The sequence below is a fragment of the Paenibacillus algorifonticola genome (assembly GCF_050481745.1).
GTDB lineage: Bacteria > Bacillota > Bacilli > Paenibacillales > Paenibacillaceae > Pristimantibacillus > Pristimantibacillus algorifonticola_A.
This window is the reverse complement of record NZ_JBCNGR010000006.1, coordinates 215,266-239,272: the sequence shown is the minus strand read 5'-3', so window position 1 is coordinate 239,272 and position 24,007 is coordinate 215,266. Positions and strand designations below refer to the sequence as shown.

The 24,007-nt window shown below is 50.5% G+C and carries 19 protein-coding genes and 3 riboswitches; of the genes, 7 read left to right on the top strand and 12 right to left on the bottom strand.

Annotated features, from left to right (window positions below; genetic code table 11):
- Positions 1–321: 321 nt before the first annotated feature.
- Positions 322–1,095, top strand: coding sequence for a TetR/AcrR family transcriptional regulator (locus ABEW34_RS04580; protein WP_430155250.1), 774 nt, complete (start codon positions 322–324; stop codon positions 1,093–1,095).
- Between the two features lie 26 nt (positions 1,096–1,121).
- A complete protein-coding gene (gene map / locus ABEW34_RS04575) occupies positions 1,122–1,868 on the top strand; it encodes a type I methionyl aminopeptidase (RefSeq protein ID WP_430155249.1) in 747 nt (248 codons plus the stop codon).
- 190 nt (positions 1,869–2,058) lie between these two features.
- Here map and ABEW34_RS04570 read toward each other — a convergent pair whose 3' ends face one another.
- The 5 genes from ABEW34_RS04570 to ABEW34_RS04550 form a co-directional block, all read right to left on the bottom strand.
- Entirely contained in the window at positions 2,059–2,937 is an 879-nt protein-coding gene (locus tag ABEW34_RS04570) for a carbohydrate ABC transporter permease (protein WP_430155247.1), read from the bottom strand.
- A gap of 18 nt (positions 2,938–2,955) precedes the next feature.
- The gene (locus ABEW34_RS04565) at positions 2,956–3,849 is read right to left on the bottom strand and encodes an ABC transporter permease (protein ID WP_430155245.1); all 894 of its coding nucleotides are present in this window, start codon (positions 3,847–3,849) and stop codon (positions 2,956–2,958) included.
- Between the two features lie 176 nt (positions 3,850–4,025).
- Positions 4,026–5,708: a sugar ABC transporter gene (locus ABEW34_RS04560; protein WP_430155243.1), complete on the bottom strand. Its 1,683-nt coding sequence runs from the start codon at positions 5,706–5,708 to the stop codon at positions 4,026–4,028.
- A gap of 125 nt (positions 5,709–5,833) precedes the next feature.
- Positions 5,834–7,474 carry a response regulator transcription factor gene (locus ABEW34_RS04555; RefSeq protein WP_430155241.1) on the bottom strand — a complete coding sequence of 547 codons (1,641 nt, stop codon included), beginning with the start codon at positions 7,472–7,474 and terminating at the stop codon, positions 5,834–5,836.
- Entirely contained in the window at positions 7,467–9,239 is a 1,773-nt protein-coding gene (locus tag ABEW34_RS04550) for a sensor histidine kinase (protein ID WP_430155239.1), read from the bottom strand. The genes ABEW34_RS04555 and ABEW34_RS04550 overlap by 8 nt, the downstream gene beginning before the upstream one ends.
- A gap of 182 nt (positions 9,240–9,421) precedes the next feature.
- On the opposite strand from ABEW34_RS04550, the gene ABEW34_RS04545 reads away from it, so the two are divergent.
- Positions 9,422–11,011 carry a sensor domain-containing diguanylate cyclase gene (locus tag ABEW34_RS04545; protein WP_430155238.1) on the top strand — a complete coding sequence of 530 codons (1,590 nt, stop codon included), beginning with the start codon at positions 9,422–9,424 and terminating at the stop codon, positions 11,009–11,011.
- A gap of 552 nt (positions 11,012–11,563) precedes the next feature.
- Here the strand turns inward: ABEW34_RS04545 and gcvH are convergent.
- Positions 11,564–11,953, bottom strand: coding sequence for a glycine cleavage system protein GcvH (gene gcvH, locus ABEW34_RS04540; protein ID WP_430155236.1), 390 nt, complete (start codon positions 11,951–11,953; stop codon positions 11,564–11,566).
- A 178-nt stretch (positions 11,954–12,131) separates the two neighbouring features.
- Positions 12,132–12,256, bottom strand: a riboswitch (glycine riboswitch).
- A gap of 172 nt (positions 12,257–12,428) precedes the next feature.
- Positions 12,429–12,523: riboswitch (glycine riboswitch) on the top strand.
- Positions 12,524–12,526: 3 nt separating this feature from the next.
- Positions 12,527–12,639, top strand: a riboswitch (glycine riboswitch).
- Positions 12,640–12,800: 161 nt separating this feature from the next.
- Here gcvH and gcvT point away from each other — a divergent pair.
- The 4 genes from gcvT to ABEW34_RS04520 all read left to right on the top strand — a co-directional run bounded on the left by gcvT (position 12,801) and on the right by ABEW34_RS04520 (position 18,118).
- A complete protein-coding gene (gene gcvT, locus ABEW34_RS04535) occupies positions 12,801–13,919 on the top strand; it encodes a glycine cleavage system aminomethyltransferase GcvT (protein ID WP_430155235.1) in 1,119 nt (372 codons plus the stop codon).
- A gap of 66 nt (positions 13,920–13,985) precedes the next feature.
- On the top strand, positions 13,986–15,338 hold the full coding sequence (gene gcvPA, locus ABEW34_RS04530) for an aminomethyl-transferring glycine dehydrogenase subunit GcvPA (RefSeq protein WP_430155233.1): 1,353 nt from the start codon (positions 13,986–13,988) through the stop codon (positions 15,336–15,338).
- A complete protein-coding gene (gcvPB, locus tag ABEW34_RS04525) occupies positions 15,335–16,792 on the top strand; it encodes an aminomethyl-transferring glycine dehydrogenase subunit GcvPB (protein ID WP_430155231.1) in 1,458 nt (485 codons plus the stop codon). The genes gcvPA and gcvPB overlap by 4 nt, the downstream gene beginning before the upstream one ends.
- A 99-nt stretch (positions 16,793–16,891) precedes the next feature.
- Positions 16,892–18,118: an MFS transporter gene (locus ABEW34_RS04520; protein ID WP_430155230.1), complete on the top strand. Its 1,227-nt coding sequence runs from the start codon at positions 16,892–16,894 to the stop codon at positions 18,116–18,118.
- A gap of 173 nt (positions 18,119–18,291) precedes the next feature.
- Here ABEW34_RS04520 and ABEW34_RS04515 read toward each other — a convergent pair whose 3' ends face one another.
- From ABEW34_RS04515 to ABEW34_RS04490, 6 genes are all read right to left on the bottom strand, one after another.
- Positions 18,292–18,540 (bottom strand): GNAT family N-acetyltransferase, encoded by a 249-nt coding sequence (locus ABEW34_RS04515; RefSeq protein WP_430156160.1) that lies wholly within the window; start codon positions 18,538–18,540, stop codon positions 18,292–18,294.
- A 170-nt stretch (positions 18,541–18,710) separates the two neighbouring features.
- Positions 18,711–19,223, bottom strand: a complete 513-nt coding sequence (locus ABEW34_RS04510; RefSeq protein ID WP_430155229.1) for a C40 family peptidase — start codon at positions 19,221–19,223, stop codon at positions 18,711–18,713.
- Between the two features lie 212 nt (positions 19,224–19,435).
- Complete coding sequence (locus ABEW34_RS04505; RefSeq protein ID WP_430155228.1) at positions 19,436–20,515, bottom strand: cation diffusion facilitator family transporter; 1,080 nt, start codon at positions 20,513–20,515, stop codon at positions 19,436–19,438.
- Between the two features lie 270 nt (positions 20,516–20,785).
- Entirely contained in the window at positions 20,786–21,868 is a 1,083-nt protein-coding gene (locus ABEW34_RS04500; RefSeq protein WP_430155227.1) for an efflux RND transporter periplasmic adaptor subunit, read from the bottom strand.
- A 63-nt stretch (positions 21,869–21,931) separates the two neighbouring features.
- A complete protein-coding gene (locus tag ABEW34_RS04495) occupies positions 21,932–23,293 on the bottom strand; it encodes an ABC transporter permease (RefSeq protein ID WP_430155226.1) in 1,362 nt (453 codons plus the stop codon).
- Positions 23,290–24,006 (bottom strand): ABC transporter ATP-binding protein, encoded by a 717-nt coding sequence (locus tag ABEW34_RS04490; RefSeq protein ID WP_056033019.1) that lies wholly within the window; start codon positions 24,004–24,006, stop codon positions 23,290–23,292. Before ABEW34_RS04490 ends, ABEW34_RS04495 begins: the two co-directional genes overlap by 4 nt.
- Position 24,007 lies beyond the last annotated feature (1 nt).

The following is a 24,007-nucleotide window of genomic DNA, read 5'->3' as shown; positions in this document are numbered from 1 at the left end:
TGTTTCTCCATGCTTCATCTAATTGTAAGCGATTTTATGAAAAGCGATATACATACCAAAAGCAACATTCCAGCATTTTATGCAACCTGTTTGACGCCGCACATTCCGAATATTGGTAGCGCTATCATTCATAGGGTTTTCATAAGCAAAACCTGCGCAAACAGACGCCTTAAAAACTACCTGGTTGAAAGATCCTGAAATAATGTGCTTAAGCCCCAGCCCGGGGATTAACGGGAATTTCAGATATTCTCTTGTTATTCGCAAGCCGATGTTTTATATTGACATAATAGTAGGTCAAAAATAAAGAGGGGAACGGACGAGATGACTCCACGCACGAAGGAACAAAACGATGAGATCCGGCTGCGGCGTCTGGCACAAATCCGAAAAGCCGCTGCCGATGTTTTTTTGAATAAAGGGCCTTTACTGGAAATCCGCGATGTGGCCGCGCAAGCAGGTCTCGGCTATGGCACGGTATACCATTATTACAGCAATAAGGGCGATTTGCTTCAAGATCTGCTATGGGACGCGTTCGAGCGGGCCGGGGAATGGCTGGCAGCCCCGCTAGAGGCAACGCTAGAGGCAACGCTAGAGGCTCCGCTGGAGGTCTCCGGCGCTTCGGCCTCGGGGAAGGCACCGGCGGCGGATGAGCATTTTGGCTTGGCTGCTGCGGCGGACACCGGGAACTCAGCTTCCGTGGATTCCCGAAACGGAAGCAGCGAAGCCGCCGCTGCCGCAGAGCTTGGCCCTGTCGGCGCCGCAGGCTTCCGGCTGCTGCAGCTATGGGCGGAGGACCACGCCCTTTACCTGTTGTTTAAGATGGCCGGAGAGGACTTTGCCTCGCTGCCAGAAGCGCGCTCGGTCACGCTTTCAGCCTCCTTTCGTCGTGAGGTGCTGGCTCCGCTTGCCTCGCTGCTGGATACCGAGCGTGCCGTGGACGGGGCTGCCGCTTCCTGCGGAAACGCGGCGGAGCCGCCGTATCAGCTGCAGCGCGCGGAAATGCTGCTGGCCGCCTTGGTCGGCTGCGCCTCGATTTCGCTTCGCCGCGGAAAGCTGCACGAGGAGGCCGGCGATATCGCCCGGTTTTTAAAATTATAGAATGGATAAGGAGCGAGTAATGACAGATGATCATACTAAAATCACCTAGAGAAATAGAAGAGATGAAGCCGGCGAGCCAAATCGTTGTGGACTGCTATCGCGAGGTGTCCAAACTGATTGAGCCTGGGATCACCACTCAGGAAATCAATGACTTTGTTGCCAGACACATCATCAGGCTGGGCGGCAATCAATTTACGAAAGGGTACAACGGTTACCCCGCCGAAACCTGCATTTCGGTCAACGATGTGGTCGCCCACGGCATTCCTTCGAATCAGGTGATTATGGACGGCGACTTGCTGAAGCTCGACATCGTCGTGGAATACGGCGGATGGTTCGGCGATTCGTGCTGGTGCTATGCGGTGGGCAATATCCGGCCGGAGGCGCAAAAATTAATGAAGGTGACAAAGGAATGCTTGGACCTGGGAATCGCCAGGGCAATCCCCGGGGGGCGGCTCGGCGACATCACGTCGGCGATTCAACAGCATGCGGAAGCAAACGGGTTTTCGGTCGTACGCGATCTGCTGGCGCACGGGATCGGACGGAGCCTGCACGAGGAGCCGAGCTACGAGCATATCGGCGTAGCCGGCAAAGGCATTCGGTTAAAGGAAGGCATGGTGTTTACGATTGAACCGATGATCAACGAAGGTACGTTCCGTATCAAGATCGACGACGATCGGTGGACGGCGAGAACGGCCGACGGCAAGTTGTCGGCGCAATATGAGCATACGATTGCAGTCACCTCGGACGGACCGCTAATTTTAACAGCCCAGTAAAAATAGAGGCGAATGGACGGGAATGCGTCATTATTAGAATTAAGTCGCTAACCCGGCCTGCTTGGCCTGACGAAAGTTCTTAATCCGAAACGAAGAAATTCCGCGTTGCCGCAAAAAAAAGGCTGCTCTCCGTTTCCGGAAAACAGCCTTCTGTACATCCTCTAAAACCCACGCGTTTACCTTTGTCACGCTATTCTTTAACCGAGCCTACAACGAGGCCTTTTACGAAAAACTTTTGCAAAAACGGATAAATAATGAGGACAGGAAGGGCACCGATAAAAATTTGCGCCGCACTAACCGTCTTCTGCGAGATCAAGGCAAGCGATACGGGATCAAGGCTCATGGAGCTCATGTCGCGCGAAATAATGACCGTTTGCAGAAAGGTCGCCAGCGGATATTGGTGAACGCCTTCTGTATACAGCAGGCCGTCAAACCACGAATTCCAATGGAACACGATGCTGAACAGGCTGAGCGTTGCAATCGCTGGCTTCGATACGGGCAGGAAGATCGTGAACAGCACCCGGAAGTGGCCCGCTCCATCAATCATCGCTGCCTCCTCCAGCTCCTTCGGAATGCCCCGGAAGAAGTTCATCATCAGAATCGTTAAATAAATATTAACCGCCCCGGGAAGCACCAGTGCCCAGAAAGAGCCCATCAGGTTCAAATTCTGGATCATCATATAGAAGGGAACAAGCCCGCCGTTAAAGACCATCGCGAAAACGAAAATCCAGGAGTAGTAAGAACGTGCCTTGAAGCTCGTGCTTTCTCTGGAAAGCGGGTAAGCTGCCATAAACGCCAGCAGCAGCGTAAGGGCTGTGCCAATGGACGTCCGCATGATCGATATCCAGATCGAGTTTAGAAAGATCGGGTTGTCGATCGTTTTGCGATAAGCCTCCAAAGTGAAATCTACCGGCCACAAATTAACGATATTGGCATCGGCTGCCGACTTCGCGCTGAACGAAATCGCCAGCACATGAACAAGCGGGATAATGCACAGGAGCGAGATAAACAGCAGCCCTGTATTATTGAGTATAGAAAATAGGCGGTATGACAGTGTTTTGTGGTACATTCTAGGCTCGCTCCATTCTTAGAAAATTCGATAGTTTGCCCATTTATAGGCCATGCGGTATGAGACGAAAATCAAGATCATGCTGATAATGGATTTGAATAATCCGACCGCTGTTCCAAAGCCCATTTCCCCGCTTATTATCGCTGTGCGATAAACGAACGTATCAATAATGTCGCCTTTATCGTAGACTAGCGGATTATACAGGTTGAAAATTTGGTCAAAGCCCGCATTCAAAATGTTGCCGAGTGCCAGCGTACCTACGACAATCGCCATCGGTACCATCGAAGGCATCGTAATGTGAAGCGTCTGCTTCCAGCGGCTTGCGCCATCCACTTCGGCTGCCTCGTACAGCGAGGGGTTAATGTTCGAGAGAGCTGCCAGAAAGACGATCGTTCCGTATCCGAACTCCTTCCACACCTCGGAAACAATAACCGTAAAGCGGAACCAGTTGCCCTCTCCAAGGAAGAAGATCGGCCCGATCCCGACCATGCCCAGAATCCGGTTTACAAAACCGCCATCGCTGGACAATATGTCGATCAAAATACCACCCAAAATGACCCATGACAGGAAATGGGGCAAATAAACCATCGTTTGCACATAACGCTTGAAAAGCTCCTTGCGCACCTCATTTAAGAAAAGAGCAAAGATGAATGGAGCTGCTAGGTTGAAAATAATTTTCAAAACCGCAATAACCAGCGTGTTCCAAATAACCTCCAGGCTGTCCTCCCGCTCAAACATATAGCGAAAATTATCGAGACCGATCCATTCCGAGCCTGTAATGCCCAGCCGGGGCTTAAAGTCCTGGAAGGCCATAACAATGCCCGCCATTGGCAAATAGCTGAACAAAATCAGAAAAACAAGGGATGGCAAAATCATGAGATGGAACGGCCAGTGGCGCTTTAGCTGCCTCATATTGTAGTATCCTCCTGAACGCATTTGTATGAATTACCTCAATTATAGCAACGCCCCAAACCGCCTGAACACATGACGGAACCAACATTGATGGCACTATTGCAACTACTTTTCACAGGAGACTCTCATAAAAACAAAAGCAGCCTGCCGAGGGCAGACTGCTTTGCTGACTTGCACTATTTTACAGATGCATACCATTCATTTACTTCCTTCGTAATTTGCTCGCCGCCGGATTTATTCCAGCTGGCAACGAATGTATCGAAGGCATCAATCGGCTTCGTGCCGTAAATAATTTCGTTAAACGTTTGAAGCTCGATTTTTTTCAGATAATCCATTTTCGACTTCATCGTCGGCGTTGTAGGGCCCGTAAACATATTCATAAGCGCAACATCCTTCTGGGACATGAGCACCTTCGCCGCCTCTGGCGTTTGCTTGCCGAAGCTGTTGGCAATATCTTTTTCCAGCTTCGTCTCTGGCTCCTTGCCATCTGCCAAAGCCAGCAGAGCTGTCATTTGCGCGTCTGGAATACGAGCGCCATCGCGAACGAGGAAATAACGAACAATGTTGATATAGCCTCCAGGGATATCATCCTGATAAAGCGTGTTGCCATTGGCATCAACATCATAGTCATAGCCCTTGAACATACCAACCTCAAGCGGACTGCCCTTCGCAGGGTTTGCGAAGTTGTCAAACATCCAGTTCTCATAAGTGAACAAAGCCTCAGGATGTTTAATATCTTTGTTGATCAAAATAACAGCGCTGGAAAATGGCGTACCATGGCTTGTCGCTTTGCCGTCAGGACCTTTTGGCAGTGCAATCGGCGTCCATTTTGCGGTTGGCACGTTTTTCGCCGTATCGACAAGCGGCCAGCCACTCATCCAGTACGGTCCAGGAATAATGCCCGCTGTTCCTGCAACTGCTGGCTCAGCCGTCTTGTTCTCATCCCATAGAGCCGCTTCTTTAGGGATAAAGCCTTTTTTGCTCCATTCCGAAAGCTTCTCCAGACCCTGCTTCATGCCTGTATTAATAGAGCCATATTCAAGATTTCCGTCCGTTCCAACATTCCATTGCTCTGGCATCGCGCCATAAGCTCCAAAAATCCATGATGGGTCACCCATCCAACTGCTCAGCTTCGTTTTGAAGCCAATGCTAAGCGGCGTTACTTTATCCGGAGTCAAACCGTCCGGGTTGTTGTTTTTGAAAGCTTCCATCACGGTTTCCAGCTCGGCAATCGTAGTTGGGGCCTTCATATTCAGCTTGTCCAGCCAATCCTGACGGATCCAAAGCAAGTAGTCATTGTTATAAGCATAATCCAGTACGGGAATACCCATTTTTTTGCCGTCGCGAATATAGGGATTCCATACGTTAGGATCAAGCTCCATCGCTTTTTTCCATGTGTCATTTGCGTATTGATCAAACAGGTCGCCAGCTTCACGGAAATAGCCGGAATCGACCAGATCAGCAACCAGCTGCGGATCATTATTGCCGACAACCAGCACGTCAGGCATATCCTGTCCCGAGGACATGGCCAGGCGCAGCTTTGTAGCTAAAGCATTATTCGTATCGGTCACAGACCAGAGCGATTTAATCTCGATGCCGAGCTGCTCCTTGGCCCATTTTGTCGCTACGTTGTTCTCAATCGTTTCACCATTTTTATATTTCACCTCAGGAGCTACACCCCATACGGTCGTCAATGTGACAGGCGGATCATATTTCTCTTTATATTCATTTCCTGTTGAAGCTCCTGTGTTCGTGCTTTCGCCCGTTCCTGTGTTATCCTTGCCGCATGCTGCGAGCAGGCCGACAACGAGAATGAGGCTTAGTACGAGCAGCAGCTGCTTTTTGTAAGCGCTAATCATTTTTGTTTTTCCCCCTCCAACTGTGTGTTGCAATTGTTTATGACTTTATTATAGGAGCATTGCTGGGGAAGTCATATGACAATAACCGAACATTTCTGCACCTTTGGCAACCTGTTCGCTTTTTGCTATTGGTCGCGGAACTCCTGCGGCGTCATCCCGTAATGCTTGCGGAAGATTTTGCTGAAATATTGCGGATTCTGATAGCCCAGCTCCGAGGTAATTTCATAAATTTTCTTATTGGTCTGCTTCAGCAAATAATGCGCCCGCTCCATTCGCATCCGGGTAATATAGTCACTGATGCTCTCGCCAGTCTGGGCTTTGTAAATTTTGGACAAATAGACGGGATGCAAAAATACCTTGTCCGCAATCGTCTTCACCGACGTATCATGGCCAAGACTTGCAGACACAAGCTCCTGCACCTGCTTGACCAGACTGCTCTTGGCGTATTCCTCCGTACTCGACAGCTCCGTGCGCAGCCGCTCCAGCATATCCGTCGACCAATTCCGCAGCTTGTCCAGCGAATGAATAACGGTGTGGTCGAGCAGCATGTCGAAGCCCGCATGATCAATTTCATAAATAAATTGTCCCTGTTTATGGGCCGTATACATAAAGGCATTCGTAATCGAGAGAAAAACCTCATACAGATGCTCCCGCGAAAACTTCACCTGCTCCAAATTGCCGAACACCTCATCGATTTTGAGCAGCGCTGTGTCCCACTGCTTGGACTCTAGCAAATGAATAAGCGTAGGCGGCTTATACAAGGCCTCCATTAGATTCACTCGCGTCTCCGGCTCCGCCTGGTGACTTTCCAAATAGACCGCAATGCCCGATTCATGAATCGCGCTCGACAAATAGACGCTCATTCCCGTGCGGTATGCATTCGCCATGCCGCTCGGGAAGGAGAACCAGTCGGAAATGATAAGCGATATTTCCGAACGGAGAAAATGGGAGATTTGCCGTCTAAAGACGTCCACCGCCTGCTCCAGCATCGCCCGCCGCTGTCCTTTGTAATCCGGCGAAAACTCCAGCTGCCGCTGCCGCTCCTCATTTGGCTGCGCAACGAAGATGAGGCAATTATGCGGCGCTTTGCCATACCATACGTTCATATGCTCGGCGAACACTTCCTCGCCTATATTGCCGACCGCATATTCCATCAGCTCCATGCTGCTGCGGTTGCTCTCGTCATAAGGATTGCTGTATTGAATCAGCAAAATGACGGAAGGAGCATCAAGCCGCAGCGGAATTTCATATTGCACCAGCTTGGCGCCAATCGTCGTGTCCGACAGCTGGCGGCCGAGCAGCAGATCATGCAGCAGATTGCGCCGCAGCAGCCCATATTCCGACTTCATATTGTAAACGAGCTGATGGTATTGCTCCGCCTGCTCCCACTCCACCTTCAGCTCCTCGATCGTATTCATCAGGCTGCGCACAAATTCCTTATCGTCCACCGGCTTCAAAATATAATCGGACGCCTGCAATTGCAGCGCTTTTTTCGCATATTGGAAATCGGAGTAGCCAGTCATTAAAATGCAGCGCAAATCCGGCCAGAGCTTCTTCGCCTGCTCGATCAGCTGCAAGCCGTCCATCCCCGGCATACGAATGTCGGTGACCAAAATATCAATGTCGCCCGCCTCCATAATAGCGAGCGCCTCGGCAGCGGACTCGGCCCGGTATACTTTGCTGACGCCAAGCTCATCCCACGGAATGGTCTTCTCCAAGCTCAGCGTCACATAGGCCTCATCATCTACAAGCAGCAGTTCAATCATTAGGATGCCCCTTTCCTGTCGTTGTCTGTTCGATCTGTTTCTCGCGGGTCACATGCCAGCGAATTTGCACCTTTAAGCCGCCTAGCGGCGATGGCGACAGCACGATGCCTGAGCATGCCCCAAAACGCAAATGCAAGCGCTGATGAACGTTCCAAAGACCGCAGCCCATCTCCTGCTCCATAGGACGCGTCAATTGGTATTGCAATGCAAAAAGCCGCTCTGGATCGAGCCCAACGCCATCATCCTCCACCGTAATAGAAGCAAACTCGCCGTCAAATTCACCCGATATGCGAATGCGTCCTGCATTCGGAGATTGCTCAATGCCATGGATGACCGCATTTTCCACCAACGGCTGAATAACGAGCGGCGGTATTTGAAAACGCAGCAGATGCTCCGGGATGTCCAGCTCATAGGACAGCCGGCTCATCCGCATCTGTTGAATATCCAAGTAGTTGCGAACAAATTCAATTTCCTCCCGCGCATCGACCAAATCCCGCTCCTGCCGTGTCGTATAGCGGTAGTAGTTTGACAGGTTCTGGCTCATCGCAATGACCGACTGATAGTTTTCCAGCTTCGCCATGCTCGATATAAAGGAAAAGCAGTTATAGAAAAAATGCGGATTGATTTGCGATTGCAGCTGCTTGAGCTTCGCTTCTCGCACATGGATTTTTTCCAAATAAACATTTTCAAACAGCTCTTGAATTTGCTGAACCATCCGGTTGAAACGGATAAACACGAACTTAAATTCATTGTTGCCGCGCCCCTTCGGCGTAAGCCGGACGCCGTAATCGCCGTTTTTCAGCTTCTGAAAGCTGATTACGAGCTGCTTTATGGGAACCTGCACCTGCGCATAAAGCATATAGGCGATTAAACAGCTCATCAATAGCAGCAAACCAACCGAATAATAAAATAAACGGTTCGTTTGGTTGATGGGCTGAAGCACATCCGATAACGGGATATAATCAATCAAATCCCAGCCTATCGTTTCTGAACGGACAATATTGACCAAAAAACGCTCCCCGTTCACTTGGACGGTATGGCTGCCGCTGGTCAGCAAGCCGCTCTCGTCCAATTGGGCAATGAGCCGATTGCCAAGCTGCTGGTCGGCGGTACGATTGTATATCGTGCCCCATTCCTCGTTGTAGTAGAAGGGGTCGCGCCGTCCATCACGCTTGAACTGATCGAGCATGCCCTGAATATTCGAGCTGTCAAAGCTAACCTCAATGAGCAGTCCCGTATCCGTAGCCTGGGACAAGTTATTGTAAGGCAGCGCCGTCATCAGCGAGAAACGATAGCCATCAGTGCCAAGGGACTTCACCTGCCAGCCGCGTTTCAGGCGGGCGGCCAGCGTCTCCCTATCATAGGGAACGGCATCGTTCACCGTAATGACGCGGGCTAGCGTTGGCGAATAAATCGCCAAATTGCTTTTCCAATTGGAGGAGCTTTCCTGAATGCTCAGCTTGGTCTGAATGCGCTTGACCATCGTAATCGCAGGCAGATCGAGATTGTCGAGATCAACATAATAGTCGCGCAAATTCGCAATGTCCGGGTCTTGAATGAGCAGATTCGGCCATAGCCCCAGCAGATTAATCGAGGAATTGACCTGATTTTGGAAAAAAACGAGCTGATTCGTATTCGAGCGGTTGAGCTCGGAATCTAGCACTTCTGTACTAATATGATTGGAATAGGAGTAAAGTCCTATGATCGGCAGCAGCATAATAATGAGCAACCCTACGATTTTAGAAAACAAATTAACTTTAGGCATCCGTACACCTGACTTTCTACTTATCAAAATGCTGCATTCAGTATAATGTCCCTCTCGAATTGGAGCAATGCCTGACCGGACTGAAGCAAAGAAAATATTCGGCTGGTCTGTCATTATATGTCGAAAATCTCGCACGAAAATGATAAACTATTTAATAGAATTTCAACGAGAAGAGGTTTAGCATGTACAGCGCACTAAAACGCAAAAAAGGTTTTACCCTTGCATCCATCATCTCCTGCATCGTGCTTTTGTCCGTCCTCATTACCATCGTCATCAATATCATTATCGCTTTCAAATCCCAGAGGGAATCCCTTTATCATAATACACTGGAATTAAACCGCATTACGGCCGGTGACCTTAGCAAAACGACGCAATCCCTGCTAGTGTCTATGAAGCGCAGCCTTGAAATCGCAGCGAATTATTTATCCGATACCGACCTCGAAAGCAGCGCTGTGCTGGCGCAGCTTGATTTTTTTATGGGAACCAACCATTACTTCAATTCGATCGCGGTCGTCGATGCTGAAGGCGTTATCGTCTCCAGCTCTCCTAACAATTTGGGCATAATTGGCCACAAGCTGTCAACTGATGAATCGAAGCTGGCGCTTAAAGTACAGAAGCCGCACATTTCCAAGCCTTATATTTCTTCGACGAATCGGATGATCGTGCTGGTCAGCCAGCCGATTTTCAGCCGGGAGGGCGCCTATCGGGGATATGTGGCCGGAACGATTTATTTGCAGTATGAAAATATTTTCCGAGAAATTCTTGGCGTGCAAAATGAAAACAACAGCGGCTCTTATTTTTACGTCGTCGATGGGGAAGGCAATATGATCTATCACCCGCATATGGAGGATCATCCTGCTAATGTAAGCATGAATCCCGTTGTGCAGCAGCTGATGCAGGGAAAAAGCGGGCAACAGCAGGTGGTTAACAGCCAAGGCGTCGACTTTCTTGCAGGTTATTCTGTCGTACCCGAAACCAACTGGGGGATTGTTTCCCAGACGCCAGTCAGCTACGTGGAAAATAAAAGCTGGGATCTCATTACAGACATGCTGAAGGTATCAGCTCCATTCGTACTGCTGCTGCTTGGTCTGACCATGTGGCTGTCACGCACGCTGTCCTCTCCACTTTACCAGTTGGCTAATTATGCGGCGCAGCTGACCAAGAAGGATCAAATACCAGACACGCTTCCTACACGCGTATACTGGAACTATGAGGCAAATCAGCTAAACGCCACCGTCGCGCTTGCTTTCCATGAGATGAAGCGGAGAAATGAGGAGCTGTTCCATGAATCGCAGACGGATGCCTTGACGGGACTTCCAAACCGCCGAACACTTAAGCTGATTACTGAAGATTTGGAGCTGAGGCAAATTCCGTTCTCCGTCATTATGCTGGATTTGGACCATTTCAAATCGGTCAATGACGAGTTCGGCCATCCGAAGGGCGATGAGGTGCTGCGCATGCTTGCAGCAAAGATGGTGGAGCTCAAGCGCGAGGGCGATTACTGCTTCCGTTACGGAGGCGAGGAGTTCACAATCGTGCTGCCGCACACGTCGGAGGAAGAGGCATTTGACGTAGCAGAGCAGCTGCGAATGCAGATGGAGCAGGCGATTACGCCAATCGGCCGCCAGGTCACCCTGTCGCTCGGCATCGCCTCCAATACAGCTCGATTAAAAGATACCGACGATTTATTCAAGCAGGCCGATGATGCGCTGTATGCCGCCAAGCATAGCGGCCGCAATCAAACGATTTTGCATAGTCAAATTTCGGAGTAGCAGTGGATAAACTAAATTAGCAAAATTTTCAGTTTGCAGCATGCTGCACCGCTGCCACTTGGCTTTCTCAGCCGTGGCAGCGGTTTTTTTCTGTTCTGTCTAGAGACTATTCTCTCCATTTTTGGAGGACACAGATTCCGCTATTCTGGTCTTTTCTTTAATTTTAGACTGTAAGCGGACTGTAAAGCTGTTATGGCTCTCATTATCCTGCCAAAATGGCCATTTACAGCGAATTAGCTGCTCCTGAGTCCGCATCCTGTGCCATATCCCGTGATTCTATTAAAATAACGGCTGCTGTGTCCATCAAGTCAGGTCTATCTTTGTACGATGAGAAATCCCCTGAAACACAGAGTATGAAGCTGCTTTTCGTTACGTAGGTCCCCTCCACGAGGGAGTCACAATTCAATTATTAGTAGGAATACACTTAGCGCTAAATTTGATCGTGATTAAGAGGATTAGAATTAGGATTAGGATTAGGATCAGCATTAGGCTCGCTTACGTTTGCATATCTGCCCTACGTTTTGGGATGATAGAGATTGGCGAGCTGCTCAACTACTCAATTAGTGCAGCATAGGCTTCCGCGGTCAGCAGCTTGCCGAGCTCCTCCTCCAAGCCTTTCTCGAGCTCAACCTCCACAATCCAGCCACCATCATATGGCTCGCTGTTAATTAGCTCAGGCTGGTCAATGAGCGTGCTGTTCACCTTCGCAATCCGGCCAGATACCGGGCTATAAAGCTCCGACACCGTCTTAACCGACTCAATGGTGCCGATACTGTCGCCAGCCGAAACCTCTGCACCAACCTCTGGATACTCTACGAAAACGATATCGCCCAATTGGCTTTGCGCATGATCGGTAATGCCGACCAGCAGCTTCCTTCCCTCCGTCTGCAGCACCCATTCATGCTCATCGCTATACCGCAGCTGCTCCCTAATTTCGCTCATTGCCAGCGCCTCGCTTTCTCACTCAAGTTCAAATTCATTCTTAAATTTAAAAAAGACAGAGAACAGGCGTAATTGCCCATTCTCTGTCCTCGGTACCTGAGAGCATGAGAGCAAGCCGCAGGCAAAGCCAGACGGTGCTCCTTACCCCTTTGGCGGCTATTCGCACTCTCCAGAGCTGCGTCAAATGCCGGTACGTTTACCTGAGAGATTGTTCGTTATCCAGCAAGGATAACGGCTTGCTCCTTCGGTGCTGCCGAGTCGGCTATCCATCTGGCCGCAGGCAGTCTCTCCCGATCATCATCATCCGCATATTCATTTGCCTTGATTCCCCACAAGCATAGCTTATTCCTCAAAGGCATGTCAACATTCCTAACAAATAAGTCAAAAAAAACGCAAAAAAGATTGACATCCATATCCAGCTGATGTGTATAATGTTGGCAAAGGCATAAAAGCAGCGACCTAATTAAATACGCGGATGATGGCAGCGGGAGAGATTACTGATGGACAGGTAACGCCGAAGGAGTAAGCCTTTCAGGTGAATCTCTCAGGCAAAAGGACCTTTGTCGGACGCACCTCTGGAGAGCATTCACCACGAGTGAATCACCCAAGGGGAAACTCACGCATATATGACGTATTTTGTCATGTTTTTCAAGGCGTGGGACAACTCTCAGGTACAAAGGACAGAGCGAAAGGAAAGATGGATGGGCGAAGCAAGCTTCGCGGCGCCCCCTTTTTCCTTTCGCCTGTCCTTTTTCTTATGCCTATTGAAAAATTCCGCGCTTCATTCGAGCCAAATTAGAACGAAATTCAAGCTTAGAACTGCATTCAAGCTGAAGGGGTGATTTTGTTGAGCAGCCTTAAACGTACACCGCTTTTTCCGTTGTATGCCGATTTCAAGGGTGCCCGCTGCATTGATTTTGGCGGCTGGGAGCTTCCCGTCCAATTTTCAGGTATTCAGCAGGAGCATGCAGCTGTCCGCGAGCAAGCTGGATTGTTCGATGTCTCTCATATGGGGGAGTTTATCGTTAGTGGCGCGGGCTCTGAAGCCTTTCTCCAGCAAATGACGACAAATGATGTATTGCAGCTACAGCCCGGACAGGCGCAATATACGATGATGTGCTACCCGGATGGCGGTGTAGTCGACGATCTGCTCGTTTATAAACTGGGAGAGCAGCATTACATGCTCGTCATTAACGCTTCGAATATAGATAAGGATTGGCAGTGGCTGGAGGCACATGCCGATGGTGACGTCTCGCTTCGCGACCAATCCGACGGCACCGCGCTGCTTGCGCTGCAAGGCCCGAAGGCGTTGGCTATTTTGTCGAAGGTGACGGATGCGCCTGTCGCGGCACTTCCTGCCTTTCATTTTTTAAATCAGGTTTCCGTATGCGGACATGCAGCCTTAGTCTCCCGTACCGGCTATACAGGCGAGGATGGCTTTGAAATTTATTGCAGCAGCAATGCCGCCTCGATCTGGCGCGGACTGCTAGCAGCAGGTGAAGCCTATGGACTTATGCCCGCTGGACTTGGAGCCCGCGATACACTGCGTTTCGAAGCCAAGCTGCCGCTTTACGGACATGAGCTGTCGGCGGATATTTCGCCGCTGGAGGCTGGTCTTGGATACTTCGTTAAGCTGGATAAGGGCCCGTTTATCGGTCGCGAGGAGCTCCAGCGCCAGAAGTCGGAAGGCATTCCCCGCAAGCTCATTGGCTTGGAATTGTTGGAGCGGGGCATTCCGCGCCCCCATTATACCGTCCACAATGCCGAAGGAGAACAGATTGGGGAAGTCACGACGGGAACGCAATCGCCGACTCTGAAGCGCAATTTGGGTCTCGCCCTTGTACAGAGCGTCTATGCAGCCATCGGCACGGAGCTATGGCTCGATATCCGCGGCAAGCGGCTGAAAGCTGTCGTCGTCAAAGCGCCATTTTATAAACAGCCCAAAGTCATTCCCGCCCAATCCTGAACATGCTATATGTACGCTAACGACTACGCGCCCGTCAGGGGCTTGCACAGAAAAGGAGCGATCGCCATGTATAAGCACCGCTATTTGCCGATGACCGAGCAGGATCAGGCCGAAATGCTCGCAGCCGCCCACGCCAGCTCCATTGAGGAGCTATTCGCCGATATTCCTGCCGCTGTGCGCTATGACGGGGTTTTGCCCATGTCCGGGCAGCTCGATGAGCCTGCTTTGCTGCGCCATATGCGCGAGCTATCGGACAAAAACGCCGACTTTGACCGCTATACGAGCTTTCTCGGTGCAGGGTTGTACGACCATCACATTCCAGTCGTCATCAACCATATGCTGTCCCGCTCGGAATTTTATACCGCCTATACCCCGTATCAGCCGGAAATCAGCCAAGGGGAGCTGCAGGCGATTTTTGAGTTCCAATCGTATATTTGCGAGTTGACCGGCATGAAGGTCGCCAATGCGAGCATGTATGACGGGGCAACAGCGCTCGCCGAAGCTGCGGCGCTGGCCAGCGGGGCGACGAAGCGCAAGCAAATTATTGTGTCCCGCGCCGTCCATCCGGAGGCTCGGGAAATTTTGCTGACGTCCGCACGCGGATTGAACTTGGAAGTCGTAGAAATCGGCTATCAAAATGGCGTCACCGATGTGGATGCGCTCCAAGCAGCCCTTACCGAAAATACAGCTGCCGTTCTCATTCAATCTCCTAATTTCTTCGGCTGCATTGAAAATATTCGCATGATCGAGCCGCTCGTTCATGCCAGAAAAGCGCTGCTCGTCGTCAGCGCCAATCCCATCTCGCTCGGCTTGCTGGAATCGCCGGGCGCGCTTGGCGCCGACATCGTCGTCGGCGATGCGCAGCCGCTAGGCATTCCCGCATCGCTTGGCGGGCCGACCTGCGGTTTCTTCGCGGTGTCGGAGCCGCTTATGCGCCGCATTCCCGGGCGCATCGTCGGGCAAACCGTCGACAAGGACGGCAAACGCGGCTTCGTCCTGACGCTCCAGGCCCGCGAGCAGCATATTCGCCGCGAGAAGGCGACGTCGAATATTTGCTCCAATCAGGCGCTGCTCGCATTATGCGCCTCCATCTATATGTCAGTGCTCGGCAAAGCAGGCATGCAGGAGGTAGGGCTGCTCAATGTGCGTAAAGCCCACTATACTGCTAGCGTGGCGGCGAATGGGCCGCTGTCGCTCGCTTTCTCGGCTCCCTATTTCAATGAGTTTGTCGTCAAGCTGCCGGATTCAGCCGACCTCGCTGCCGTAAGCGCCAAGCTGCTGCAAGCGGGCTACATTGGTGGCTACAATCTAGGAAACGCCTATCCTGAGCTGAAAAACCATATGCTCATCGCCGTAACCGAACGCCGTACCAAAGAAGAAATCCATACCTTCATCCGTGAATTGGAGGCCTGTGTATGAAAGCCGAGAAAGCGTTGATTTTTGAGCTCAGCAAGCCGGGGCGCATCGCCTATTCCTTGCCTGAGTGCGACGTTCCTGCACTTGCGGCCAGCGAGCTGCTGCCTGCGGAGCTGCTGCGCAGGCAGCCCGCCGAGCTGCCTGAGGTGTTTGAGGTTGATGTCATTCGCCATTACACCGAGCTGTCCCGCCGCAACTTTGGCGTCGACAACGGTTTTTATCCACTTGGCTCCTGCACGATGAAATATAATCCAAAAATCAATGAGGATACCGCCCGCTTCCCCGGCTTCGCCAAAATCCATCCATACCAGCCGGAGGAAAGTATTCAAGGCGCTCTTGAGCTGCTTTATACGCTGCAAAGCGACCTCGCCGCCTTAACCGGCATGGATCAAGTAACGCTTCAGCCTGCGGCAGGGGCGCATGGCGAATGGACCGGCTTGATGCTCATCCGCGCCTATCATGAGAGCCGCGGCGAAGCCCGCACCAAGGTGATCGTGCCGGATTCCTCGCACGGCACGAACCCGGCGAGCGCGACCGTTGCCGGATTCGATACGGTGACGATTAAATCGGATGCGCGCGGCATGGTCGATTTGGACGCGCTTCGAGCTGCCGTCGGCGCAGATACCGCCGCGCTTATGCTGACGAACCCGAGCACGCTTGGCTTGTTCGAGGCGCAAATTGTCGAAATTGCCGCCATCGTCCATGCGGCAGGAGGACTGCTCTATTATGATGGCGCCAATTCGAACGCCATTATGGGCATTGCCCGTCCGGGCGACATGGGCTTCGATGTCGTCCACTTGAATTTGCACAAGACGATGAGCACTCCGCATGGGGGCGGCGGTCCTGGTGCTGGCCCAGTCGGCGTCAAAAGCCTGCTTGTGCCGTTTCTGCCAAAGCCCGTCGTCAGCAAGCGGACCGACGGAACCTATTATTGGGATACCGACCGGCCGGAATCGATTGGCCGCGTCAAAGCCTTTTACGGCAACTTCGGCATTCTGGTGAGAGCCTATACGTATATTCGCACTTACGGGCCAGCAGGGCTGCGCCGTGTATCGGAGCTGGCGGTATTGAATGCCAACTACATGATGCACCGCCTCGCGCCGTATTACGAGGTCGCTTATCCCGGGCTGTGCAAGCACGAATTCGTGCTGTCTGGCAAAAGGCTGAAAGCATACGGCGTGCGCACGCTGGACGTCGCCAAGCGGCTGCTGGACTTCGGCTATCACCCGCCAACGATTTATTTTCCGCTAAATGTAGAGGAATGCATCATGATAGAGCCAACCGAAACGGAAAGCAAGGAAACGCTGGATGGCTTTATCGACACGATGATTCAAATTGCGCAAGAGGCAGAGCAGACGCCTGAGCTCGTCCTCAATGCCCCTTATACGACAGTCGTCAATCGACTCGATGAGACGACAGCGGCCCGCAAGCCCATTCTAAATTGCACCTGCGGGTAGCCGCCTCGCTATTCAGGAAATAACTGGAATAGAGTAGTGTTCCATCGAAAATAGGTTTACAATGGAAATAACGATGGAACCTACAGGATGTGATTGCACATGGATTTTTCTTGGAAAAGAAACTTATATGTATTGTGGATTGGCGTGTTTTTTACGAGTACGGCTTTCACCACCTCCATTCCATTTATTCCGCTGTTTCTCTCAACCGAGCTTGGTGTTGAGAAGCATCTGGAGGCTTGGTCCGGCATTTCTTTCGGCATTACCTTTCTGGCAAGCGCGCTTATTGCCCCTTATTGGGGATCGCTCTCCGACAAATATGGCCGCAGGCCGATGCTCATTCGCTCGGGGTTTAGCCTAGCCGTTCTTTACATGATGACCTACTTTATTTATGATCCTTATTTGTTCGTTGTGCTTCGAATTTTCCAAGGCCTGCTTGCCGGCTTTGTTCCAGCCTCGATCGCATTAGTTGCCACCAACACGCCAGAGAATAAAACAGGCTATGCACTTGGCATTATGGCGACAGCTGGCGCGACAGGCGGTATTATCGGCCCCGTCATTGGCGGGGTCGTCAGTCATTACATCGGCAATCGCGAAGCTTTCCTGTTCTCAGGAGGCATCGTCCTGATTGCCGCGCTTATTGCCGTCTTTTTCGTGAAGGAAAAAAACTTCAACCGTTCAGGCGCCCGTTCCTCGATCAAAGAGGATTTGAAGCTTGCACTGTCCAACCGTTCCTTCACCACACTGCTGATCTTGGCGGCTCTGGCAACGTTCTCGGTGATGATTCTGGAGCCGCTGCTCACCGTCTATGTCATGCAGCTTGGCGTCAGCGGCAGCGAAGCTGCCCTGCAGTCAGGCATCGTCTTCTCGGCCGTCGGGATCGCCACGCTCATTGCAGCCCCGCAGTGGGGCAAAATCGGTTCAAGGATCGGTTTTTCCAAGGTGTTGTTCATTGGGCTTGTCGGCGGCGGGATCGGCAATTGCTTGCAATTTTTCGTCAGCGATTACGTAGAATTCGGCGCACTGCGATTTATCTATGGGCTGTTTTTCGCCAGCGTCTACCCGGCTATTAATGCCTTAATCGTCAAGGTAACGGACAGCAGCTTTAGAGGACGAGCCTTCAGCCTCAATCAGTCGGGGACCATGTTCGCAACGATGCTGGCTCCCGTCATTGGCGGCGTGCTTGGAGGCATCATCCCGATTCGCTGGGTGTTCATCATCAACGGGCTGATGCTGATCGCGGCTGCTCTGTTTCTGAAAACCCACGCGCTTGGCGGCTCGGCACGGACTACAGCAGCAGACACAGACAAGCAGCCTGCCCGTCCATAGCCAAAAGCCCCGCCCCATCTGATAAGGCTAGACCTTCGATCAGCAGGGGGGTATCTTTGAGGTTCAAAATAGTTTTTGGCACAGTAAATTGACATAGTTATCAATAAAAAAAATTACACAAAAGGACAGCAAATGGCTGTCCTTTTGACATCTTGTTTGGATTATATTTATCTTTACACATCAAACTCACTTTTTAATAGCCCATAAACGTATTCATCATAGTGTTGTCCATTCGTAAAAATCATATTCCTAATTTTACCCTCTTGATTAAAACCAAGATACTCTTGCAATCTAATGGAACTTTCATTGAAAGCATATATATGTGCGGTTACCTTCACATAACGCAATTCATTAAAATAATAACGGAGTAAGATTTTCACAGCGTCCGATGCGTATCCATTACGCCAGTATTTACGAAAAATAGCTACGTAATTCTTCGGTAGTATTTCTTCTCATCCCAGAAACTTCCAAAGAAAAATTGGCGTTCAAACCTTTGTCAGTTTGAACGCCAATTTTAATGTTAATTAGGTGCTTTGCACCTTAAAGGGAAACCTGTTATTCAGTAGGGGCGGGGCTTTTTGTTGTTAAATAACTATATGACCCGGCGTGCGGTTACATACGTTTTGTCCCATGTGCTTCCGGAAAAAGTAGAAATCGTTACGCCGATTCCCTTCCGATACGTATGCAGCAGCTTGCCGTTCCCCATATAAATGGAGACATGGTTAATGACGCCGTCTCTATTCGTATCGGAGAAAATCAGATCGCCAGCCTTCAAATTGCTTCTGGATACATATTTGCCGGCCTTCGATTGGCTCAGCGATGAGCGCGGGAGCGTAATGCCGTTCTTTTTGAACACATACTGTGTGAAGGATGAGCAGTCAAACGAGCTGGTGCTGCCCGCCGTTGCCCCAAATTTATAATCAACGCCCAGAAATTTCTGTCCCGTTGCAATGACGCTGCTGGCAGTGGATGACGATGCGGCCTCTACCTTTGCTGCTGGTACAGCCAAACCGCCGGTCAAAGCAACGGATAGGCTTAACGTGACACTAAGTAACGTTTTGCCTAGCAGGGTTTTGCCCATAAGGGTTTTCTTCGTGCTATTCATGATGTATCCTCCTTTGGTAAAAACAGATGCGGTATAATGCCTGCCAATACCATACCACAGCTGTTTCTCCCACCAATTACCAATGAGAGGACAACCCTTACTTGCGCCTTGATCCGATCATTTTCATTAAAAATCCATTTTAATTATGAAAGCACTCTTACTTGACTTTTATTATAGAGGCGCAATTTGCCAAAAAGCTCATGCTCAACCTGCTAAACCTTCATCTCAGAATGCTGAATCCGCGATGTTTCTATCTGAATCGTCGTATGCAAAATGCCAAACTGCTGCTCGATTTTCGCAAGCGCCTGCTGCAAAATATGCTGGCTGTCGTGCTCATCCTCCACTAGCAAATGGCAGCTCAGCGAATCAAGACCCGATGTAATCGTCCATATATGCAAATCATGCACATCTATAACGCCTTCGATTTCCGCAAGCACCCGCTTCACCTTCTCCTGATCAATCGACGGCGGCGTGCCTTCCATGAGAATATGGAGAGTTTGCTTAATAATGTTCCAGGCTCCCCGCAAAATAAGCACTGACACGAGCACCGATATAATCGGATCGGCAATATTCCAATCAAACAAGTAGATGAGCAGCCCAGCGAGTACAGCCCCGACCGAGCCAAGCGCATCGCTCAAAACATGCAGATAAGCGCTTCGTACATTCAAGTTGTTATGCACATCGCCTTTGCGCATTAAAGCCCAAGCACTGGCCAAATTCGCCAGCAGGCCAACAAGTGCAATGAGCATCATGGAGCCACTGGCAACAGCAGGAGGATCGAACAAGCGATGATAAGCCTCCCATACAATAAACCCGGCTATGACGAACAAGGCAATGCCGTTGAACAGCGCGGCCAATATTTCGAAGCGGTAAAAGCCGTAGGTTTTCGTCTTGGAAGCGGGCTTGCTGGCGAACCAGACGGCAACAAGGCTAAGAATAAGCGCGCTCACATCGCTCAGCATATGGCCGGAATCGGCAAGCAGCGCGAGACTGCTCGTCAACAAGCCTCCGAAAAATTCAAGAAACATAATTCCGACTGTAATCGACAGCGCAATAATCAAGCCGACCTTATTGCCATTGACATCAAAATGATGATGGCCGCCCGGTCCATGGGAATGGTCATGATGATGACCGTGGCTGTTGTCATGATTATGGTCATGATTATGGTCGTTATGATCATCGTGATTGTGGTCGTGGTTATGGTCGTGGTTATGGTCGTGGTCGTGATCATGGTGATCACCTTCGCTATGGCTGTGCCCATGACCGTGTTGATGCTTATTCTTCGTGTCCATATTCTTTGCCTCCTGCTGCTATTAAAAGCGATGCAACTCGCTTTTTTAAATAAAATAACATATGAGCATGTATTCATATATTATATAATGAACCAGCTGGACACATTTGTCAACCAGTGCGCTTCCTTATTTTTCTTCACTCGTCCAAAAAGCATTCCTTTCCTTAGCATTCCTTTCCTTAGCCTTCTCCACCCTACTTCCAAATAAAAAAGCCCGCTTGTGCGCAGCCCAGCTTTTTCAAGCTTAGACGCGCACACTCGGGCTTCCTATTTATTGCAAGGAGACGACGTCGCCTTCCTTCAAGCCTTCCAGCACTTCTACCTTATCTCCCGCTGACATCCCGACCTTGATATCCTGACGCTCAAATTGGCCTGCGCCTTTTTCCAGCATGACATAAGACGAAGCCTGATCGCTCATAATAGCAATGGAAGGCAAAGCAAGTGCACTCTCCTTACGGCTTATCTCAATGTCGCCAGTGAGCGTCAATCCTGCAATCAAATATTCGCTTGGCTCAAGCGAAATAACAACCTCGAATTGCGCAGCTTGATTGAGGCTGTTTTGATCCGTGCCGGTTTTCGCGAACTTGGATACGCGCAGCACCTTGCCATCAAGCAAAACATCCTTCATCGCAGTCATCTTGACCTTGACCAACATATCCTGCTTAATGCGGAATACATCCTGCTCCCCGACAAGAGCGATGAATTGCAGCTTGTTCAGATCAACAATTTTGCCGATCAGCTGGTTGTCGCCAACTGCTTGCAGCTGCTTAGCCGTTTGATCAAACAGAAAAATACCGTCGCCTGGTGAGCGATATTGGGATTCATTCAGCTTCAGCCGCTTTTGTGTCAGCGCTTTGCGCCCAATCGATTCCTTCACATCGTTCAGCTCCTGGTTCAATCGGGCAATTTCCTTGGCGGCCAGCGCCTTCTTGCGCTCAACCTCCGTCGCCTCAAGCATGCCCAGCTCATCTTCCGTATTCGTTACAAAAGCTTGCAGCTGTGCCTCCAGATCTGCCTTGTGCAGCTCCGCTTCCTCCTGCGTAATTTGATTTTGCAGCTCGGTCTGGTCAAGCGTGAACAATACCTCGCCCTTCTTCACCTGCTGACCGTCCTTCACTTTCCACTGCGTCACTTTGGAGCTGAAAGGCGCATAGACCGACGTTTCCTGCTCATATAGCGACTTGCCCTTAACCTGAATCGTATTGACGAGCGTCTCCTTGGTCACCTGAAATGTAATGGCCTGTGAATCGCCCGACATATCGACCATCTCCGGCGGCTTCGACATGGAGTACAGCACCACGCTTATTCCGATTAATACAATCCCGATGATGATCCATTTAATCTTTTTCTTCATCTCTTCTTCTCCCCCTGGTTCCTCGCTGGCTCAGACATGCCCTGACCATAGCGCAGGCCCCCTCTAGTCTCTCTTGATTGCGGTCAATGCATCGGTACGCGAAGCGCTGACTGCCGGATAAATCCCCGATATAATGCCCGTCATCACGGCAAACGCCAGTCCGACCGGAATAGCGGTCAACGGGATAAAGATGGACATATTTTCCTCGCCGGTAGACATCGATAAAATAAGGGCATTAATTCCCCATACGATCCAGTATGAAAATAAAACGCCCAGCAATCCCCCCAGCAGTCCAAGCAGAGCTGCTTCCACAATGAACATATTCCGAATTTGCGCCAGGTTGGCACCAAGCACCTTCATAATGCCGATTTGGCGGCGCCGTTGGTATGTGGACATCGTCATCGCCACAATAATGGAAATCGAGGCGATAATAAGAATGAATACGCCTGCGCCTACCGCGATGCTTTTGAACACAGCGAATTGCTCTTCAAGGGCCTCTTTTTGCAAAAGATTGGATTGGGTGTTCAAGGTGAGCTTCTTGATTTGCTCCTCCACCTGCTTCACATTTTCCTCCGCATCCACCTTGACCGTTACCTGATTGTAGGTGCCGTTAGCCGTCTCTTCACCGCTGCTTTGCATGAGCTGCTCACGCAGACTGTTCGCCGTTTCAATCGATACATAAATTTTGCGGTCATTGGAAAGCTGCATGTCGGATACACCTTTAGGCTTCTTCAATACCCCTACGACTCGAAGGGCCTCACTGATCCTTTTCTTGTTGTCCTGATCGTAGTTCACCAGCTGAATCTGCTTCTGGTACAAGGCGGAAGGTGTAGTCATCATCGTCATATATTGGTCTTGCAGTGTTGAATCGCCTGGATTTAAATTCATGGCCTCAAAGAGCTTATTCTGCTCTTCCTGATTCATTAGTCCAAGCGTCGTACCGTAACTTATTACTACAGAGTTTGGAGCATCCGACGCCGAGCCCTGCCAATACGTATTGCCGAAGGCTTCCAGACTGCTCAAATCCGTTCCAATAATTTCGGCATAGGCCTGCTTATCATCAGTAGTCGTCATTTGCATGTAGCTCAGCTGCTGCATAGCTGCTACAGCCTTTACGTGCTTAATGTTGCGCATAATTTCGACCTTTTGATCAGACAGCTTGCCCCGATTTTTCACTTCATCGCTTGCCGTGCTTTGGCTTCCAGGGCCTGCGGACGCGCCATTATCCGGCATAACCGTAATTTCATCCATTTTCAAATAGCTCGTGAGCTGGGTTTCGACAATTTTCTGCGTAGATTCTCCAATGCTCATCGCCAAAATAATAGCGGCACAGCCAATCGACAAGCCAGCTGCACACAGCATGGTGACTACTTTGCGCCGTCTGACCTGATCCCAGGACAGCCTCGTAAGATCGCTAACTCTCAATGGACAGCCTCCTCTACTGGATGCTTGTCCAGCTCAACAGCAGGTGACGATTTTTCCAGCAGCCCGTCGCGAAGCGTAATAATATGCTGGGTCTGCTGCGCAACCTCGCGCTCATGGGTGACGATAATAAAGGTCGTGTTCATCGTCTTGTTCAAATGCTTGAGAATGGCCAAAATCTCCTCTTCCGTCTTCGTATCCAAATTCCCCGTAGGCTCATCGGCGAAAATAACCGATGGCTCTGTAATAAGCGAGCGCGCAATACTGACACGCTGCTGCTGTCCGCCCGACAGCTGGGAAGGGAACATTTCCCCTTTATCCGGTATGCCCACCTGCTCCAGCAGCTTTAGCGCCTTCTGCTTGCGGATCGAAGGGCGCGTCGATTGAAACACGAGCGGCAGCTCGATATTTTCACGAACCGTCAAGTTCGGAATGAGCTCATAAGCTTGAAAAATAAACCCGATATGCTCACGGCGGAACTCCGCCAGCTTGTTTTCATTCATATTTACGATATTGTGACCCGCTATGTAAATGCTGCCCTCCGTCGGCTTCATCAGTCCCGCCATCAAATTAAGCAGCGTCGACTTTCCCGAGCCCGAGCTGCCCAGCAATGCGACCATATCCCCTTTGTTAACGCGAAAATCGATCTGTTGAAGAACCAGCGTCGTCTCATTGCCGTTCTTAAATGCATGGGACAAGCCCTCTACACGAAGCAAA

Excerpts from the sequence above, each read along its gene's own strand:
- ABEW34_RS04580 (WP_430155250.1), top strand. The coding sequence starts at position 322 with ATGACTCCACGCACGAAGGAACAAAACGATGAGATCCGGCTGCGGCGT.
- map (WP_430155249.1), top strand. The coding sequence starts at position 1,122 with ATGATCATACTAAAATCACCTAGAGAAATAGAAGAGATGAAGCCGGCG.
- ABEW34_RS04570 (WP_430155247.1), bottom strand. The coding sequence starts at position 2,937 with ATGTACCACAAAACACTGTCATACCGCCTATTTTCTATACTCAATAAT.
- ABEW34_RS04565 (WP_430155245.1), bottom strand. The coding sequence starts at position 3,849 with ATGAGGCAGCTAAAGCGCCACTGGCCGTTCCATCTCATGATTTTGCCA.
- ABEW34_RS04560 (WP_430155243.1), bottom strand. The coding sequence starts at position 5,708 with ATGATTAGCGCTTACAAAAAGCAGCTGCTGCTCGTACTAAGCCTCATT.
- ABEW34_RS04555 (WP_430155241.1), bottom strand. The coding sequence starts at position 7,474 with ATGATTGAACTGCTGCTTGTAGATGATGAGGCCTATGTGACGCTGAGC.
- ABEW34_RS04550 (WP_430155239.1), bottom strand. The coding sequence starts at position 9,239 with ATGCCTAAAGTTAATTTGTTTTCTAAAATCGTAGGGTTGCTCATTATT.
- ABEW34_RS04545 (WP_430155238.1), top strand. The coding sequence starts at position 9,422 with ATGTACAGCGCACTAAAACGCAAAAAAGGTTTTACCCTTGCATCCATC.
- gcvH (WP_430155236.1), bottom strand. The coding sequence starts at position 11,953 with ATGAGCGAAATTAGGGAGCAGCTGCGGTATAGCGATGAGCATGAATGG.
- gcvPA (WP_430155233.1), top strand. The coding sequence starts at position 13,986 with ATGTATAAGCACCGCTATTTGCCGATGACCGAGCAGGATCAGGCCGAA.
- gcvPB (WP_430155231.1), top strand. The coding sequence starts at position 15,335 with ATGAAAGCCGAGAAAGCGTTGATTTTTGAGCTCAGCAAGCCGGGGCGC.
- ABEW34_RS04520 (WP_430155230.1), top strand. The coding sequence starts at position 16,892 with ATGGATTTTTCTTGGAAAAGAAACTTATATGTATTGTGGATTGGCGTG.
- ABEW34_RS04510 (WP_430155229.1), bottom strand. The coding sequence starts at position 19,223 with ATGAATAGCACGAAGAAAACCCTTATGGGCAAAACCCTGCTAGGCAAA.
- ABEW34_RS04505 (WP_430155228.1), bottom strand. The coding sequence starts at position 20,515 with ATGGACACGAAGAATAAGCATCAACACGGTCATGGGCACAGCCATAGC.
- ABEW34_RS04500 (WP_430155227.1), bottom strand. The coding sequence starts at position 21,868 with ATGAAGAAAAAGATTAAATGGATCATCATCGGGATTGTATTAATCGGA.